This is a genomic window from Streptomyces sp. GB4-14, assembly GCF_022696125.1.
In the GTDB taxonomy this organism is placed as follows: domain Bacteria; phylum Actinomycetota; class Actinomycetes; order Streptomycetales; family Streptomycetaceae; genus Streptomyces; species Streptomyces werraensis.
The window spans coordinates 1,771,862-1,789,014 of record NZ_RZHO01000002.1; the positions used below are offsets into that span (position 1 = coordinate 1,771,862).

10 protein-coding genes are annotated in these 17,153 nt (G+C 72.5%); 5 read left to right on the forward strand and 5 right to left on the reverse strand.

Going from position 1 to position 17,153, the window contains the following annotated elements; all coding sequences use genetic code 11:
- The first annotated feature begins 71 nt into the window (after nucleotides 1–71).
- Entirely contained in the window at nucleotides 72–593 is a 522-nt protein-coding gene (locus ELQ39_RS09065; protein WP_242591597.1) for a DUF1990 domain-containing protein, read from the forward strand.
- Nucleotides 594–923: 330 nt separating this feature from the next.
- On the opposite strand, the gene ELQ39_RS09070 is transcribed toward ELQ39_RS09065, so the two are convergent.
- On the reverse strand, nucleotides 924–3,542 hold the full coding sequence (locus ELQ39_RS09070; RefSeq protein WP_242591598.1) for a glycosyltransferase family 1 protein: 2,619 nt from the start codon (nucleotides 3,540–3,542) through the stop codon (nucleotides 924–926).
- A gap of 759 nt (nucleotides 3,543–4,301) precedes the next feature.
- Here ELQ39_RS09070 and ELQ39_RS09075 point away from each other — a divergent pair.
- The 4 genes from ELQ39_RS09075 (at nucleotide 4,302) to glgB (ending at nucleotide 12,249) form a co-directional block, all read left to right on the forward strand.
- Complete coding sequence (locus tag ELQ39_RS09075) at nucleotides 4,302–6,473, forward strand: maltotransferase domain-containing protein (RefSeq protein ID WP_242591599.1); 2,172 nt, start codon at nucleotides 4,302–4,304, stop codon at nucleotides 6,471–6,473.
- A complete protein-coding gene (treS, locus tag ELQ39_RS09080; protein WP_190002673.1) occupies nucleotides 6,470–8,170 on the forward strand; it encodes a maltose alpha-D-glucosyltransferase in 1,701 nt (566 codons plus the stop codon). The genes ELQ39_RS09075 and treS overlap by 4 nt, the downstream gene beginning before the upstream one ends.
- A 111-nt stretch (nucleotides 8,171–8,281) precedes the next feature.
- A complete protein-coding gene (locus ELQ39_RS09085) occupies nucleotides 8,282–9,700 on the forward strand; it encodes a maltokinase N-terminal cap-like domain-containing protein (RefSeq protein WP_242591600.1) in 1,419 nt (472 codons plus the stop codon).
- Between the two features lie 314 nt (nucleotides 9,701–10,014).
- Nucleotides 10,015–12,249 (forward strand): 1,4-alpha-glucan branching enzyme, encoded by a 2,235-nt coding sequence (gene glgB / locus ELQ39_RS09090; protein WP_391674873.1) that lies wholly within the window; start codon nucleotides 10,015–10,017, stop codon nucleotides 12,247–12,249.
- A 12-nt stretch (nucleotides 12,250–12,261) separates the two neighbouring features.
- On the opposite strand, the gene ELQ39_RS09095 is transcribed toward glgB, so the two are convergent.
- The 4 genes from ELQ39_RS09095 to ELQ39_RS09110 all read right to left on the reverse strand — a co-directional run bounded on the left by ELQ39_RS09095 (nucleotide 12,262) and on the right by ELQ39_RS09110 (nucleotide 17,010).
- Nucleotides 12,262–14,493 (reverse strand): HelD family protein, encoded by a 2,232-nt coding sequence (locus ELQ39_RS09095; protein WP_225626455.1) that lies wholly within the window; start codon nucleotides 14,491–14,493, stop codon nucleotides 12,262–12,264.
- 172 nt (nucleotides 14,494–14,665) lie between these two features.
- Nucleotides 14,666–14,989, reverse strand: coding sequence for a thioredoxin family protein (locus ELQ39_RS09100; RefSeq protein WP_228755162.1), 324 nt, complete (start codon nucleotides 14,987–14,989; stop codon nucleotides 14,666–14,668).
- The gene (locus tag ELQ39_RS09105) at nucleotides 14,986–15,414 is read right to left on the reverse strand and encodes a MerR family transcriptional regulator (protein WP_242591602.1); all 429 of its coding nucleotides are present in this window, start codon (nucleotides 15,412–15,414) and stop codon (nucleotides 14,986–14,988) included. Before ELQ39_RS09105 ends, ELQ39_RS09100 begins: the two co-directional genes overlap by 4 nt.
- Nucleotides 15,415–15,615: 201 nt before the next feature.
- The gene (locus ELQ39_RS09110; protein WP_242591603.1) at nucleotides 15,616–17,010 is read right to left on the reverse strand and encodes a cation:dicarboxylate symporter family transporter; all 1,395 of its coding nucleotides are present in this window, start codon (nucleotides 17,008–17,010) and stop codon (nucleotides 15,616–15,618) included.
- Between the last annotated feature and the right edge of the window lie 143 nt (nucleotides 17,011–17,153).

The window sequence follows — 17,153 nt, forward strand, 5'->3', positions numbered from 1 at the left end:
GCGCGGCACCCGGAGCGCTTCGCTCCGGGTGCCGCCGGTGCGTGCGGGGCCACCGCCTAGGCTTGGGTCCCATGTCTTCGGCGGACTTCACCCACGACCACGTCGGCGCGAGCCGCGATCCCGACTACTGCCCTCCGGGGTTCCACCACCTGAGGGAGCGCACCCGGCTCGGCGAGGGGGAGAAGGTGTTCCGCCAGGCGGCTGACGCGCTGTTCACCTGGCAGATGCACCGGGAGATGGGCGTCGGCATAGACGCCTCGGCGGACCGGGCCGCGCCCGACGTCGACGTCACCGTCACCCTGGCGGGGCTGGTGAAGGCGCCGTGCCGGGTGGTGTGGGCGTCGGAGGAGTACCGCGAGGCGGGGTGGGCGTACGGGACGCTGGCGGGGCATCCGGAGAGCGGGGAGGAGGCGTTCGTCGTGCACCGGACGGGGGACGGGACGGTGTGGCTGACGGTCTCGGCGTTCAGCCGGCCGGCCCGCTGGTACGCCCGGGCGGGCGGCGCGGCCACCCGGTCCCTCCAACACGCCTACGCCCGCCGCGCCGGCAAGGTCCTCCGCCGCCTGGCGACACGGGGCGTCCAGGACGGCTGACGGCGACCGGGGTCCGGGACTGTCGACCGCCGGGCGCGGCCCGGCGGGGGCCGCTCGCGCAGTTCCCCGCGCCCCCTCAGGGCACCTCCGCCTGAAGGCACCCGCACCACCCGGGCAGCCTGCGGGCAGACGCGCCGCCCGGGCAGCAGCCCACCCACCAGGCAGCCTGCGGGCATACGTGCCGCAGGGCGGCACGGGTGGGCGCAGGCGGCACCCCCACCGGGCCCGCACCGCACCCCCCGACGGCCACCGGGGCACCGGACACCGTCCGTCGCCGGGTGCGGGCCGTCGGGGGGGAGGGCGCGCGGTTCCCCGCGCCCCCGCGGCGCGCTACCGCATCAGTAAGCCCGCCGCCTCCGCGACGTCCTCCGGTGGCACCGCCACCAACCCCAGTTCCGCTCCCGACGCCAACAGCCGGTGACTCGGCAGCACCCGCACCGTGTAGCCGAACGGCCCCGTCCGGTCCAGGGACAGCGGGCCTTCGTAGACCCACTCACCCCCCGCCCCGGGCGCTCCCACCGGCTTCAACGGCACGGCGGCCGCATCCGTGATGCGGTCCTCCTCGTCCACCCGCCCGGCGACGGCCTGCACCTCCACGTCCTCCGGCCGCAGGCTCCCCAGCCCCACCCTCACCCGGAGGGCCAGCGTGCTGCCCAGCTCCGCGGTGGCGGAGGCCACGGACGTCTCGACGTGGTCGACGGTCACCCCGTGCCACGCCCCCCGCACCGCCGCCTTCCACTCCGCGAGCTCCCGCGCGGCGTCCGCGTCCATCGCCCGGTGCGCGTGCGCGGCCGGGGTGTACAGCCGCTCCACGTACTCCCGCACCATCCGCCCGGCCAGGACCTTCGGCCCGAGCAGGCTCAGCGTCCGCCGGACCATCTCGATCCACCGGTCCGGCAGCCCGCTGCGCCCGCGCTCGTAGAAGGTGCGGGTCACCCGCTGCTCCAGCAGGTCGTACAGCGCCGCGGCCTCTATGTCGTCGCGCCGGTCCGGGTCGGTCCCCGCGCCGTCCGCCGTGGGGATGGACCAGCCGAAGTCGGGCTGGAACCACTCGTCCCACCAGCCGTCCAGCACCGACAGGTTGAGCCCGCCGTTGAGCGCGGCCTTCATCCCGCTGGTGCCGCACGCCTCCAGCGGCCGCAGCGGGTTGTTCAGCCAGATGTCGCAGCCGGGGTACAGCTTCTGCGCCATCGCCATGCCGTAGTCGGGCAGGAAGACGATCCGGTGGCGGACCCGCGGGTCGTCGGCGAAGCGGACGAGTTCCTGGATGAGCCGCTTGCCGCCGTCGTCCGCCGGGTGCGCCTTGCCCGCGACCACGATCTGCACCGGCCGCTCGGGGTGCAGCAGCAGGTCCATCAGCCGGTCCCGGTCGCGCAGCATCAGCGTCAGCCGCTTGTAGGACGGGACGCGCCGGGCGAAGCCGATGGTGAGCACGTCCGGATCGAGGACTCCGTCGATCCAGCCGAGTTCGGCGGTCCCGGCGCCGCGCTGCCGCCAGGAGGCGCGCAGCCGCTCCCGCACCTCCAGCACGAGCAGCTCGCGCAGCGACCGGCGCAGGTCCCAGATGTCCTGGTCGGCGATGTCGGCGACGGAGTCCCAGCGGTCGGAGTCGCCGATGCTGAGCGCCTCCTCCGCGCGCTGGGTGCCGATCTGCCGGGCGCCGAGCCGGTACACCTCGGGGGCGACCCAGGTGGGCGCGTGCACCCCGTTGGTGACGGAGGTGATGGGCACCTCCTCGGGGTCGAACCCCGGCCACAGCCCGGCGAACATCTCCCGGCTGACCTGGCCGTGCAGCAGGGAGACGCCGTTGGCCCGCTGGGCGAGGCGCAGACCCATCACGGCCATGTTGAAGAGGTTGGGCTCGCCGCCCGGGTAGGTCTCCATGCCGAGCCGCAGGATGCGGTCGACCTCCAGGTTCGGCAGCTCCGCGTGCGGGCCGAAGTGCCGGGCGACCAGTTCGCGGTCGAAGCGGTCGATGCCGGCCGGCACGGGCGTGTGCGTGGTGAACACGGTCCCGGCTCGGACCGTCTCCAGTGCCGCGTCGAAGTCGAGCCCCTCGGCGCGCAGCTCCGCCATCCGCTCCAGGCCGAGGAACCCGGCGTGCCCCTCGTTGGTGTGGAACACCTCCGGCGCCGCGTGCCCGGTGACCCTGCAGTACGTGCGGACGGCGCGGACACCTCCTATGCCGAGGAGCATCTCCTGGAGCAGCCGGTGCTCGCTGCCGCCGCCGTAGAGCCGGTCGGTCACCCCCCGCTCGATGAGGTCGTTCTCCTCGATGTCGGAGTCGAGCAGAAGCAGCGGGATCCTGCCCACCTGGGCGACCCAGATACGGGCGCGCAGGGAGCGGTCGCCGGGGAGGGCGAGGGTGATCTGGGCGGGGGCGCCGTCGGCCTCCTTGAGCTGGTCCAGGGGAAGCTCGTGCGGGTCGAGGACGGGGTAGTGCTCCTGCTGCCAGCCGTCCCGGGACAGGGACTGGCGGAAGTAGCCGTGCCGGTAGAGCAGGCCGACGCCGATCAGCGGGGCGCCGAGGTCGCTGGCGGCCTTGAGGTGGTCGCCGGCCAGGATGCCGAGCCCGCCGGAGTACTGGGGCAGGGCGGCGGTGATGCCGAACTCGGGGGAGAAGTAGGCGACGGCGGCGGGGAGCCGGCCGCTCTGCCGCTGGTACCAGCGGTCGCCGGTCATGTAGGTGTCCAGGTCGTCCGCGACCGCGGCGAGGCGGTCGAGGAAGTCGCGGTCGCCGGCCAGTTCGGTGAGCCGCTCGGTCGGCACGCTGCCCAGCAGACGCATGGGATCGCCGCCGGCCGCGGCCCAGCGCTCGGGGTCGACGGAGCGGAAGAGGTCACGGGTTCCGGCGTGCCAGGACCAGCGCAGATTGCGGGCCAGGTCGCTCAGCGGCCGGAGGGGTCCGGGGAGCACGGGTCGGACGGTGAATCGACGGATAGCCTTCACAAGCCACCTCGGCGCGTTCGTGAGAGACGCGGTGTGCGTCCGGGTATCGCAGCCGACAGTACCGGCGCGGACGCCGTCCGCGGGGGAAGCCGGGGACACGGGTACCTCGCCTGCCCTGTCCAAACGATTCACCGCACAGTGGATATGGCCGATTCCGGCCCCATGTGCGGTCTTGTCGTACTACACCCCGTGCGTCGCGCCGCCGCTCGGGGACGCGTGTCCGGCCGGGCGGACCGGGCCGGTCGCCGGGCAGGGCAAAGAACCGGCCGTTTCCGCCTCCCGCCAGGTCCCACACCCACGTCACCTCCGGTGTTCGGGCCCCGCGCGCCCCTTACGCCCCGCCTTCCCCACCGGTCACGTGCGGCCGTCGGCGCACGGCGCGGGCGAATCGCCGCGCGCCGGGGCGGCGGCGGCCGGGGCGGGCGGAGAAGCCGCTGGTCACGGGCGGGGCGGGCGCCGCCTCCACGGCGCGCGCCCCCGTCAGCCCGGGTGCCCGCGTACACCGGGGTGCCGTGCGTGCTCCGAAGCGCCGGCAGCCGGTGGGAACGCACCCAGCACGGGCGGGCCCCGGACCCGCCGGGCGCCGAGAGGCCCCGGCCGGTCTTGTGTGTCGACATACGCGTGAGTAGTTAACAAAGGGCCGGATTGCCCACCCGAACGGTGTGGGAAGGCTCCTGCGGGTACACCCCACTCAGACCCCGCAGGACCCACCTCCCCACAGTCATCCGCCCACCCTCGTTGACGCGGACAGGAGCGGTCATGCCCGCCAAGCACCACTCGTCATCCCCCTCACCGTCCGGCGCCAAGGCGTCCGCCCGCACCGACGCCGCGCCCCCGCGCGGCCGGCCGCCCCGCACCGGGCCGGCCCCGTCCGCCACCGGCACGCCCGCGCCACCGGCGCCTCCCGGGACCTCCGTGGGGCGCATCCCCGTGCTGGACGTCCGGCCGCTGGTGCGGCAGGGGCGCCGGCCGGCGAAGGCCGTGCCGGGCGAGGCGTTCGAGGTGACGGCGACCGTGTTCCGTGAGGGGCACGACGCGGTGGCGGCCAACGTGGTGCTGAAGGATCCGCAGGGGCGTCCGGGCCCGTTCACGCCGATGCGGGAGCTCGCGCCCGGCACGGACCGGTGGGGGGCGACCGTCACCCCGACGGCCACCGGCCTGTGGACGTACGCGGTGGAGGCTTGGGGCGACCCGGTCACCACCTGGCGGCACCACGCGCAGATCAAGGTTCCGGCGGGCATCGACACCGAGGTGGTGCTCGAGGAGGGCGCCCGGCTGCACGAGCGGGCGGCGGAGCAGGTGCCCGGGGCCGACGACCGGGAAGTGCTGCGCGCGGCCGTGGACGGCCTGCGCGACACGCAACGCCCGGCGGCGGCCCGGCTGGCGGCGGCGCTGACGCCGGAGGTGGACGCGGTGCTGGCGAGGCACCCGCTGCGGGAGCTGGTCACCAGCAGCGAGCCGCTTCCCCTGCTGGTGGAGCGGGAACGCGCCCTGTTCGGGTCCTGGTACGAGTTCTTCCCCCGCTCCGAGGGCACCCCCGAGCAGCCGCACGGCACCTTCGACACCGCCGCGCGCCGGCTGCCCGCGATCGCCGCGATGGGCTTCGACGTCGTCTACCTGCCCCCGATCCATCCGATCGGCACCACGTTCCGCAAGGGCCCGAACAACACCCTCGACGCCGGCCCCGACGACGTCGGCGTGCCGTGGGCGATCGGCTCCCCCGAGGGCGGCCACGACGCCGTCCACCCGCGGCTGGGCACACTGGAGGACTTCACCCGCTTCGTCGCCCGCGCCCGCGACCTGGGCATGGAGGTCGCCCTCGACTTCGCCCTGCAGTGCTCCCCGGACCACCCCTGGGTGCACAAGCACCCCGAGTGGTTCCACCACCGCCCCGACGGCTCCATCGCCTACGCGGAGAACCCGCCCAAGAAGTACCAGGACATCTACCCCGTCGCCTTCGACGCCGACATGGACGGCCTGGTCACCGAGACCTGCCGGATCCTGCGGCACTGGATGGACGCCGGGGTGCGGATCTTCCGCGTGGACAACCCGCACACCAAGCCCGTCGTGTTCTGGGAGCGGGTGATCGCCGACATCAACGGCACCGACCCGGACGTCATCTTCCTGGCGGAGGCCTTCACCCGCCCGGCGATGATGCACACCCTCGCCCAGATCGGCTTCCAGCAGTCCTACACGTACTTCACCTGGCGGAACACCAAGCAGGAGCTGACGGAGTACCTCACCGAACTGTCGGGGGAGGCCGCCTCCTACATGCGGCCCAACTTCTTCGCCAACACCCCCGACATCCTGCACGCCTACCTCCAGCACGGCGGCCGGCCCGCCTTCGAGGTCCGCGCCGTCCTCGCCGCCACCCTCTCCCCCGCCTGGGGCATCTACAGCGGCTACGAACTGTGCGAGAACACCCCGCTGCGCGAGGGCAGCGAGGAGTACCTCGACAGCGAGAAGTACCAGCTCAAACCCCGTGACTGGGAAGCCGCCGCACGCGAGGGCCGCACCATCGCCCCCCTCATCACCCGCCTCAACACCGTCCGCCGCGAGAACCCGGCCCTGCGGCAACTGCGCGACCTCCACTTCCACCAGGCGGACAAGGAGGAGGTCATCGCCTACTCGAAGCGACGGGACGGCAACACGGTGCTCGTGGTCGCCAATCTCGACACCCGGCACACCCAGGAGGCGACGGTCTCGTTGGACATGCCGCAACTCGGCCTGGACTGGCACGAGTCGGTGCCGGTGCGCGACGAGCTCACCGGCGAGACCTATCAATGGGGCAGTGCCAACTATGTGCGTCTCGGTCCGGGCGGGGCACATGTACTCGTCGTCGGCGGGAGGCCCGGTGACGGGCCTTCCGGGACGCACAGCGCGGTTCTGCGACCGTCCACCCCGCAGATCGGAGGGTCATCCGCCACATGAGCGTCAACGAACCCGTCCCGGACACCTTCGAAGACACCCCCGCCAAGGACCGGGACCCCGACTGGTTCAAACGCGCCGTCTTCTACGAGGTCCTCGTCCGCTCCTTCCAGGACAGCAACGGGGACGGCATCGGCGACCTGAAGGGTCTGACCGCCAAGCTGGACTATCTGCAGTGGCTGGGCGTCGACTGCCTGTGGCTGCCGCCGTTCTTCAAGTCGCCGCTGCGCGACGGCGGGTACGACGTGGCCGACTACACCGCCGTGCTCCCCGAGTTCGGCGACCTGGCCGACTTCGTGGAGTTCGTCGACTCCGCCCATCAGCGCGGCATGCGCGTGATCATCGACTTCGTCATGAACCACACCAGCGACCAGCACCCGTGGTTCCAGGAGTCCAGGCGCGACCCCGACGGCCCGTACGGCGACTACTACGTGTGGGCCGACGACGACAAGCAGTTCCAGGACGCCCGCATCATCTTCGTCGACACCGAGGCGTCCAACTGGACGTACGACCCCGTACGCAAGCAGTACTACTGGCACCGCTTCTTCTCGCACCAGCCGGACCTGAACTACGAGAATCCGGCCGTGCAGGAGGAGATGATCTCCGCGCTTAAGTTCTGGCTGGACCTCGGGATCGACGGCTTCCGGCTGGACGCGGTGCCGTACCTGTACCAGCAGGAGGGCACCAACTGCGAGAACCTTCCGGCGACGCACGCGTTCCTCAAGCGGGTGCGCAAGGAGATCGACACCCAGTACCCGGACACCGTGCTGCTCGCCGAGGCCAACCAGTGGCCCGAGGACGTCGTCGACTACTTCGGCGACTACGCCGCCGGCGGCGACGAATGCCACATGGCCTTCCACTTCCCGGTCATGCCCCGCATCTTCATGGCCGTCCGCCGCGAGTCCCGCTACCCCGTCTCCGAGATCCTCGCCAAGACCCCCGCCATCCCCTCCGGCTGCCAGTGGGGCATCTTCCTGCGCAACCACGACGAGCTGACCCTGGAAATGGTCACCGACGAGGAACGCGACTACATGTGGGCCGAGTACGCCAAAGACCCCCGCATGCGCGCCAACATCGGCATCCGCCGGCGCCTCGCCCCCCTCCTCGACAACGACCGCAACCAGATCGAACTCTTCACCGCCCTGCTGCTGTCCCTGCCCGGATCACCGATCATCTACTACGGCGACGAGATCGGCATGGGCGACAACATCTGGCTCGGCGACCGCGACGCCGTCCGCACGCCGATGCAGTGGACGCCCGACCGCAACGCCGGCTTCTCGTCCTCGGACCCCGGCCGCCTCTACCTTCCGACGATCATGGACCCGGTCTACGGCTACCAGGTCACCAACGTCGAGGCCTCCATGGCCTCACCCTCCAGCCTGCTCCACTGGACCCGGCGCATGATCGAGATCCGCAAGCAGAACCCCGCGTTCGGCCTCGGCTCCTACACCGAACTGCCCTCCTCCAACCCCGCTGTCCTCGCCTTCCTCCGCGAGTACGAGGACGACCTGGTCCTGTGCGTCAACAACTTCTCCCGTTTCGCGCAGCCGACCGAGCTGGACCTCAGCGCCTTCGAGGGGCGGCACCCGGTGGAGCTGTTCGGCGGGGTGCGGTTCCCGGCCGTCGGCGAACTGCCGTACCTGATGACGCTCGGGGGTCACGGCTTCTACTGGTTCCGGCTCCGCAAGGACGCCGCGTAGAACCCGGGGCGGGGCGGTTTCTCCCGCTCCGCCCGGGGCACGCATGAGTAACACCCCGCCCACCGGCGGCGCCCCGTGGTGCGGCCGACAGAGGGGAAAGGACGCGACGCCATGTCGGAAGCCGTCACACGCACCGTCACGACCCCGCCCGGCCTCCTTGCGTCACTCGAGCCACTGTTGCGGGAGTGGCTGCCGAGACAGCGCTGGTTCGCCGGGAAGGGCCGCCCGGTCACCGGGTTCGACCTGGTGGCGGCCACCGAGCTGCTGCCGGCCGGCGCGAAGCTCGGCCTGTACCACCTGCTGGTGCGCGCCCACCAGCCCCTTCAGCCCGGCCCCGGCCGGCAGGAGCAGCCGGGCGACTGCTACCAGCTGTTCATAGGCGTGCGCGAGGCGCTGCCGCCCCGGCTGGCGCCCGCGCTGATCGGTCATGTGTCGCAGGGTCCGCTGGCCGGACGGACGGTCTACGAGGCCCTGCACGACACCCGGCCCGCCGATCTGCTCCTGGAGGCCCTGCGCACCCGGGCCCGGATCGGCGGGCTTCGTTTCGAGCGCGACCCGCGCCAGGAGATACGGCCCGGCCTGGTGCCGCGCCTGATGACCGCCGAGCAGTCGAACTCGTCGGTCGTCTACGGCGACACCTTCATCCTGAAACTGATGCGCCGGGTGGTGCCCGGCATCAACCCGGACCTGGAGCTGCCGCTGGCGCTGGCCCGCGAGGGGTGCCCCCGGGTGCCCCCGCCGACGGCGTGGCTGGTCGCCGACGCCGAGGACACGGCCGGGCCGTCGCACACGGCCGAGCCGTACGTCCTCGGTGTGCTCCAGCCGTTCGTGCAGGGTGCCACCGACGGCTGGGAGCTGGCGCTGCGGGAGCTGGCGAAGGGGCAGGACTTCGTCTCCGAGGCGCGGGCCGTCGGGCGGGCCACCGCCGAGGTGCACACCGCGCTGGCGCGCGCGCTGCCCACGGTCACCCTGGGTCATGTGCAGATGCGCGCCCTGGTCCACGGCATGACCGAGCGGCTGGAGGCGGCCGTGCACGCGGTGCCCGCGCTGCAGCCGTACGCGGAGGACCTCCGCTCGGCGTACACCGCGCTGGACGACCTCGCGTCGGAGGGCCGCACGTGGACCGCCCAGCGGGTCCACGGCGACCTGCACCTCGGGCAGTGCCTGCGCTCCCCGGCCGGCGCCTGGTCGCTGATCGACTTCGAGGGGGAGCCGGCCCGGCCGCTGGCCGAGCGCCGGATGCCGCAGCCGGCCGTGCGGGACGTGGCGGGCATGCTGCGCTCCTTCGACTACGCGGCGCGCACGACGGACCCGCCGCAACCCGACTGGGCCGCCCACTGCCGGGCGGCGTACTGCGCCGGGTACGCGGAGGCCGCCGGCCGTGACCCGCGCACCGAGCCGGTGCTGCTGCGCGCGTACGAGACCGACAAGGCGGTCTACGAAGCGGTCTACGAGGCCCGGCACCGCCCCGACTGGCTGCCCGTGCCGCTGGCGGCCCTGCGCCGGCTCGCCTCGGCCGACCCGACCTGATCCACCCGACCCGCGTCCAGGAGGCTTCGCCCGTGACCCCCCGCCCCGAGTCCAGTGGTCCGTCCCCGGAGCAGCCGGCCGACCGGCGGCGCACCGAGCCACCGGCGCCCGCGCGGAAGAAGAAGCCCGCGAAGAAGCAGCCCGCTCCGGCCGCGGCCGAGAAGCCCGCCGCGCGGAAGACGCCCGCCAAGAAGACGGCGTCCGCGGCGGCGAAGGCGGCAACACCGCAGCCCGCGGGCAGTCGCGCCGTTGGGACGGCACGGGGGGACGCGGGCGGCGCCTCGCGGACGGCACCGGCGGCAGTGACACCCGCGGTGCCGGACGGGACGCCGCAGTTCGCCCCGCCGGAGGCGGAGATCGCCGTCTCCCCCGCCGTGGACGCCGGTGACCGGGAGCGGCTGCTGCACGGGACGCATCACGCGCCGCACTCCGTGCTGGGCGCGCACCGCGTGCCCGGCGGGGTCGCCTTCCGGGCGTTCCGGCCGTACGCGCGGGCGGTGACCGTGGTGTCCGGCGGCATGACCGTCGACCTGCACGACGACGGCGACGGCTTCTTCTCCGGCCTGCTGCCGCTGCGGGAGGTCCCGGCATACCGGCTGCGCGTCATGTACGAGGGGACGGAGCTGGAGACGGAGGACGCCTACCGCTTCCTGCCCACCCTGGGTGAACTGGACCTGCATCTGATCGGTGAGGGCCGGCACGAGGAGCTGTGGACGGTGCTGGGCGCGCACCCCATGACCCACCAGGGCGTGGACGGCACCCGGTTCTCGGTGTGGGCGCCGAACGCGCGGGGCGTGCGGGTGGCGGGCTCGTTCAACTTCTGGGACGGCGCCGGCTTCCCGATGCGCTCGCTGGGCTCGTCCGGGGTGTGGGAGCTGTTCGTGCCGGGGATCGGCGAGGGCGAGCTGTACAAGTTCGAGATCACCCGCCCCGACGGTTCGATGACCGTGCGCGCCGACCCGATGGCCCGCCGCACGGAGGTGCCCCCGGCCACCTCGTCGATCGTCACGTCGTCGCGGTACGAGTGGGGCGACGCGCAGTGGCTGGAGCGGCGGGCGAAGGTGCCCGCGCACCGGGCGCCGCTCTCCGTGTACGAGGTGCACCTGCCGTCGTGGCGGCCGGGGCTCACCTACCGGCAGCTCGCCGACCAGCTCCCCGCGTATGTGAAGGACCTGGGCTTCACGCACGTCGAGCTGATGCCGGTCGCCGAGCACCCCTTCGGCGGCTCCTGGGGCTACCAGGTCACCGGGTTCTACGCGCCGACGGCCCGTATGGGCACCCCGGACGACTTCAAGTACCTGGTGGACGCCCTGCACCGGGCCGGCATCGGCGTGATCATGGACTGGGTGCCCGCGCACTTCCCGCGCGACGAGTGGGCGCTGGCCGAGTTCGACGGCCGTCCGCTGTACGAGCACTCCGATCCGCTGCGCGCCGCGCACCCCGACTGGGGCACCCTGGAGTTCGACTTCGGGCGGCGCGAGGTGCGCAACTTCCTGGTGGCCAACGCCCTCTACTGGTGCGAGGAGTTCCACATCGACGGGCTGCGCGTCGACGCGGTCGCCTCGATGCTCTACCTGGACTACTCGCGTGAGCCCGGCGAATGGACGCCGAACGAGCACGGCGGCCGGGAGAACCTGGACGCGGTGGCGTTCCTGCAGGAGATGAACGCGACCGTGTACCGCAGGGTGCCGGGGGTCGTGACGATCGCCGAGGAGTCCACCGCCTGGGACGGCGTCACCCGCGCCACCCATCACCGCGGCCCGAGCGGCTTCGGCGGTCTGGGGTTCGGGCTGAAGTGGAACATGGGCTGGATGCACGACTCGCTGGAGTACATGAGCCACGAGCCGGTGCACCGCAAGTACCACCACGGCGAGATGACCTTCTCGATGGTGTACGCGTACAGCGAGAACTACGTGCTGCCGATCTCCCACGACGAGGTGGTGCACGGCAAGCGGTCCCTGGTGTCGAAGATGCCCGGCGACTGGTGGCGGCAGCGCGCCGACCTGCGCGCCTACCTGGGCTTCATGTGGGCCCACCCCGGCAAGCAACTCCTCTTCATGGGGCAGGAGTTCGCCCAGGGCGCGGAGTGGTCGGAGGCGCACGGCCCGGACTGGTGGCTGCTCGACCCGCACTACGGCGCGGAGGCCGACCACCGGGGCGTACGGGATCTGGTGCGCGACCTCAACACCGTCTACCGGGCCACCCCGGCGCTGTGGCAGTACGACACCGAGCCGGCCGGCTTCCGCTGGGTGACCGGTGACGCCGCCGACGACAACGTGCTGGCCTTCCTGCGGTACGACGCCGACGGTTCGCCGCTGCTCGCGGTGTGCCACTTCGCGCCGGTCGTACGGCACGACTACCGCGTCGGCGTCCCGGACGACGTGCCCGCCTGGCACGAGGTCCTGAACACCGACGTGGCCCGCTACGGCGGCTCCGACGTCACCAACCCCGACCCGGTGAAGCCGGAGCCGCAGGGGTGGCACGGTCTGCCGGCGAGCATCCGACTGACCCTGCCGCCCCTGGCGACGGTGTGGCTGCGCCCGGCCTGACCGGAACGCGGCCTACGCGAGCGCCTTCGCCAGCGAGTCCGGGAGCGGCTCGGTGTGCAGCACACCGAGCCGCTGGGTGGCGCGGGTGAGCGCCACGTACAGGTCGCTGGTGCCGTAGCGGCCCGGCTCGACCACCAGGACCGAGTCGAACTCGAGCCCCTTGGCCTGGCGCGGGTCGAGGAGCACCACCCGGTGGGTGAGGTCCGGCTCGGCGCCCGCCGTCACCCCGTCCAGGCGGGCGGCCAGGGCGCGGTGCAGCTCGCGCGGGGCGATGACCGCCAGGCGGCCCTCCTCCGGGGTGAGCTCCTGGACCGCCTCGGCGGTGGCGGCGGGCAGGTCCTCGGCGGCCCGGGCCCACGGCCTCACCCCGGTGGCGCGCACCGAGCTGGGCGGCTCGAAGCCGGGGTGCGCGTCGCGGACCACGGCGGCCGCGACCTCCATGATCTCCGCCGGGGTGCGGTAGTTGACGCCGAGCCGGTGGTGCTCCCAGCGGTCCTCGACGTAGGGGGCGAGGATGCCCTCCCAGGAGCCGACGCCGCCCGCCTCCGAGGTCTGCGCCGGGTCGCCGACCAGCGTCATCGACCGGGTAGGGCTGCGCCGCATCAGCAGCCGCCACGCCATCGGGGACAGCTCCTGCGCCTCGTCCACGATGATGTGGCCGAACGCCCAGGTGCGGTCGGCGGCGGCGCGCTCGGCGGCGCTGCGGTGGTCGTCCTCCTCGTGCCGTTCGGCGAACCGCTCGGCGTCGATGATGTCGTGCGCGGACAGCACCTCGGAGGACTCGGGGTCGTCCTCCTCCTTGTCCTCGAACTCGAAGGTCCGGGAGGCGTAGGAGACGTCCAGCACGCCCTGCGCGTAGGCGATCTGCCGCTGCCGTTCGCGTTCGGCGCGCTCGCGGGCGAGCCGGTCGTCCTCGCCGAGGAGTTCGGCGGCCTCGTCCAGCAGCGGCACGTCGGAGACGGTCCAATGCCGGGTGACCGGGCGGCGGACCGCGGCGGCGTCCTCGTCGGAGAGGTAGCCCTCCGGGGCGGCGAGGAAGTCCGCGACCAGGCGCTGCGGGGTGATGCGCGGCCAGAGCTGGTCGATCGCGGACCACACCTCGGGGTTCTCGGCCAGCTCGTCGCGGATCTGGGTGATGTCGCTCGGGTCGAGCAGGTTGGACCCGTCGTACGGGTCGGTGCCGATGCGCTCGGCGAGCATGTCGGTGAGCGTGTTGAGGATGTGTCCCTCGAAGTGCTCGCGGGCCACGTTGTGCGGCAGCTTCGTGGCGCGGGTGCGCTCCCGGGCGACGTTCACCAGGCCGTCGTCGAGCATCAGGACCTCCCGGTCGTGCTCGATGGCGATGACCGGGTCGGGCAGCGCCTGCCGGTCGCTCACGTACTCCGCGAGCACGCCGGCCATGTCCGCCCGTCCCTTGACGGCGGCGGCCTCCGGGGTGTCCCTGCGGGTCGTCCGCACACCCGGGAACAGCTCGCCGACGGTCGCGAGGAGCACACCGGTCTCGCCGAGGCTGGGCAGCACCTCGCCGATGTAGCCGAGGAACGCCGGGTTGGGTCCGACGATCAGGACGGCGCGGCGGGCCAGCAGCTCGCGGTGTTCGTAGAGCAGGTACGCGGCCCGGTGCAGGGCCACGGCGGTCTTGCCGGTGCCGGGGCCGCCCTCGACCACCATGACACCCCGGTGCGGGGCGCGGATGATGCGGTCCTGGTCGGCCTGGATGGTGCGGACGATGTCGCCCATGCGGCCGGTGCGGGCGGAGTTGAGGGCGGCGAGCAGCACGGCGTCGCCGGTGGGGTCCTCGTGGCCGGTGCGGGTGTCGTCGCCGAGGTCGAGGATCTCGTCGTGCAGGCCGGTGACCCGGCGGCCCTCGGTGGCGATGTGCCGGCGGCGGCGCAGCCCCATCGGCGTGTGGCCGGTGGCCAGGTAGAAAGGGCGGGCGACGTCGGCCCGCCAGTCGATGAGGACCGGGGTGCGCTCGTCGTCGTCGGCGCGCAGGCCGATGCGGCCGATGTGGTGGGTCCGCCCGGAGGCGAGGTCGATCCGGCCGAAGCAGAGGGAGCCGTCCACCGCGTTCAGCGCGGCGAGCAGCCCGGAGCGCTCGGCGACCAGGATGTCCCGCTCCAGCCGGGCCTGCCGGGGGGTGTGGCCCTGGGCGAGGGCGTCCGCCACACCGGCCTCGGCGTCACCCCGCAGGACGTCCACCCGTGCGTACAGTCCGTCGATGAATTCCTGTTCGTGCCGCAATTCATCGTCCGGAAATTCGGTGTTTGACAATTCCACTCCCGCCCGGATATACTGTGCTCACTGAACTTCTTCGCGACCTCTTTTTCAACGAAGGCGCGAATGAACGAATATACGCAAGGAAAACCCCCGGGCGCAATTACCCGGGGGTTTTTCCTTCCATGGAGGGCGGCGGTCAGAGCACGTCGCGCAGCTCCTCCCGCAGCCGCCGGCCCGGCCGCGCGCCGACCATGGAGCGCAGCGGCTCCCCGTCGCGGAAGACGACGAACGTCGGCATCGACAGCACCTTGTACGCGTTCGTCGTGGCCGGATTGCGGTCCACGTTCAGCTGGACGACCTTCAGCCGTCCCTCCTCCGCCGCGGCCAGGTCACGCAGCACCGGCGCCATCTGCCGGCACGGCGGGCACCAGTCGGCGGTGAACTCCACCAGCACCGGAAGTCCGGCGCCCAGCACCTCCTCCCTGAAATCCGCGTCCGTCACCTCGGGCACGCCGCTCATCGCTGTCCCCCTCCCAGTTCGCACTCCGGTTCCGGACCACCCGGGACCGTCGCGTCGGCCGCGAGCGCCGCACGGGCCGCCTCCGCCCTCGCCAGCTGCCGCCCGACCTGCTCCCGCACCGCGCCCAGCTCGGCGATGAGCGTGTCGAGCTCGTCGAGTTTGCGCCGGTAGACCTGGAGCGAGGCCGGGCAGGAGTCGCCCTCGGGGTGCCCCGCGCGCAGGCACTCCACGAACGGCCGGGTCTCCTCCAGGCCGAACCCGAAGTCCTGAAGCGTGCGGATCTGCCGCAGCAGCCTCAGGTCGGACTCGTCGTAGGTCCGGTAGCCGTTGCCGTCCCTGCGTGCGGGCAGCAGCCCGCGGGACTCGTAGTACCGCAGCGTCCGCGTCGTGGTCCCGGCGCGTGCGGCCAGCTCGCCGATTCGCATGCCGTCGAACGTACGGCTTGACGTCGGCGTCAGGGCAAGGGCGCAGTGCCGGGGAGGGGAAAAGGCCGGGCGGCCGGACTCACGGGGGAGGAGTCCGGCCGCCCGGCGGGAGGCCCTGTCAGGGGGGTGGGCCTTCCGGGGACCGGCCGGCCGGGGCGACGGGGGTGCGGACCGGCCGGCCGGGGTGGGGAGGGCCTGGGGTCAGGCCTTGGCGAGCTGCTTCTCGCCGCCCGCCTCGGACACCTCGGCCTCGTCGTCCCGGTCGGCGCCGTCGCCGTGGTCGTCCAGCAGCGTGCGCTCGTCGAACGGGGCGCGTCCGGCCAGCACCTCGGCGACCCGCTCCTTGTCGATCTCCTTCGTCCAGGTGCCGATCAGCACCGTGGCGATCGCGTTGCCGGCGAAGTTGGTCAGCGCGCGGGCCTCGCTCATGAAGCGGTCGATGCCGACGATCAGGCCGATGCCGTCCACCAGGGCGGGCTTGTGCGACTGGAGACCGCCGGCCAGGGTCGCGAGGCCGGCGCCGGTGACGCCGGCGGCGCCCTTCGAGGCGACCAGCAGGAACAGCAGCAGCGGGATCTGCTCGCCGATCGACATCGGCGTGCCCATGGCGTCGGCGATGAACAGCGAGGCCATGGTCATGTAGATCATGGTGCCGTCGAGGTTGAAGGAGTAGCCGGTCGGGACGGTGATGCCGACCACCGGCTTGCTGACGCCCAGGTGCTCCATCTTCGCGATGAGCCGCGGCAGCGCGGACTCGGAGGAGGAGGTGGACAGGATCAGCAGGAACTCACGGCCCAGGTACTTGAACAGGGTCCACACGTTCAGGCCCGCGACGATCTTCAGCATCGCGCCGAGCACCACGAAGATGAACAGCACACAGGTGACGTAGAAGCCGAGCATCAGCACCGCGAGGCTCTTCAGCGCGTCCAGGCCGGCCGAGCCGGTGACCGCGGCCATCGCGCCGAACGCGCCGACCGGGGCCGCCCACATGATCATGGCGAGGACACGGAAGACCAGCCGCTGGATGTGTTCGATCCCGCGCAGGACCGGCTGCCCGGCGTTGCCCATGGCCTGCAGGGCGAAGCCGCACAGCAGCGCGATCAGCAGGGTCTGCAGGACCTCGCCCTGGGTGAAGGCGGACACGATGGTGGTCGGGATGATGCCGAGCAGGAACTCGGTGGTGTCCTTCGCCTCCGCGTCGATCTGGGCGTGGCCGGTCTCCTTGACCGCGTCGGTGATCGCGAGGCCGGTGCCCGGCTCCAGGATGTTGCCGACGACCAGGCCGATGGCGAGCGCCACCACGGACATGACCATGAAGTAGCCGAGGGCGATGCCGCCCACCGCGCCGACCTTGGCGGCCTTCCGCACGGACCCGATGCCCAGCACGATGGTGCAGAAGATGATCGGCGAGATCATCATCTTGATCAGGTTCACGAAGCCGGTGCCGATCGGCTTCAGCTCGACCGCGAAGTCCGGCGCGATCAGGCCGACGGCGATGCCGAGGGCGACCGCGACGATCACCGCGATGTAGAGATAGTGCGTGCGGTCCCGCTTGGCCTCGGGTGCGGCAGGTGCCGTATCGGCGGTGCTGGTCACGGCGGCCCTCCTTGACGTCGTCGTCGGCATCACCGGCGTGCGGCTCACGTCCGGGGGATGGTTCGGGGGAACGCGGTGACTATGTCGCGCCTTGTGAGTGCGGTCACCCTTCCGTTCATTTAGTTCACCGCGGAAGCACGAGG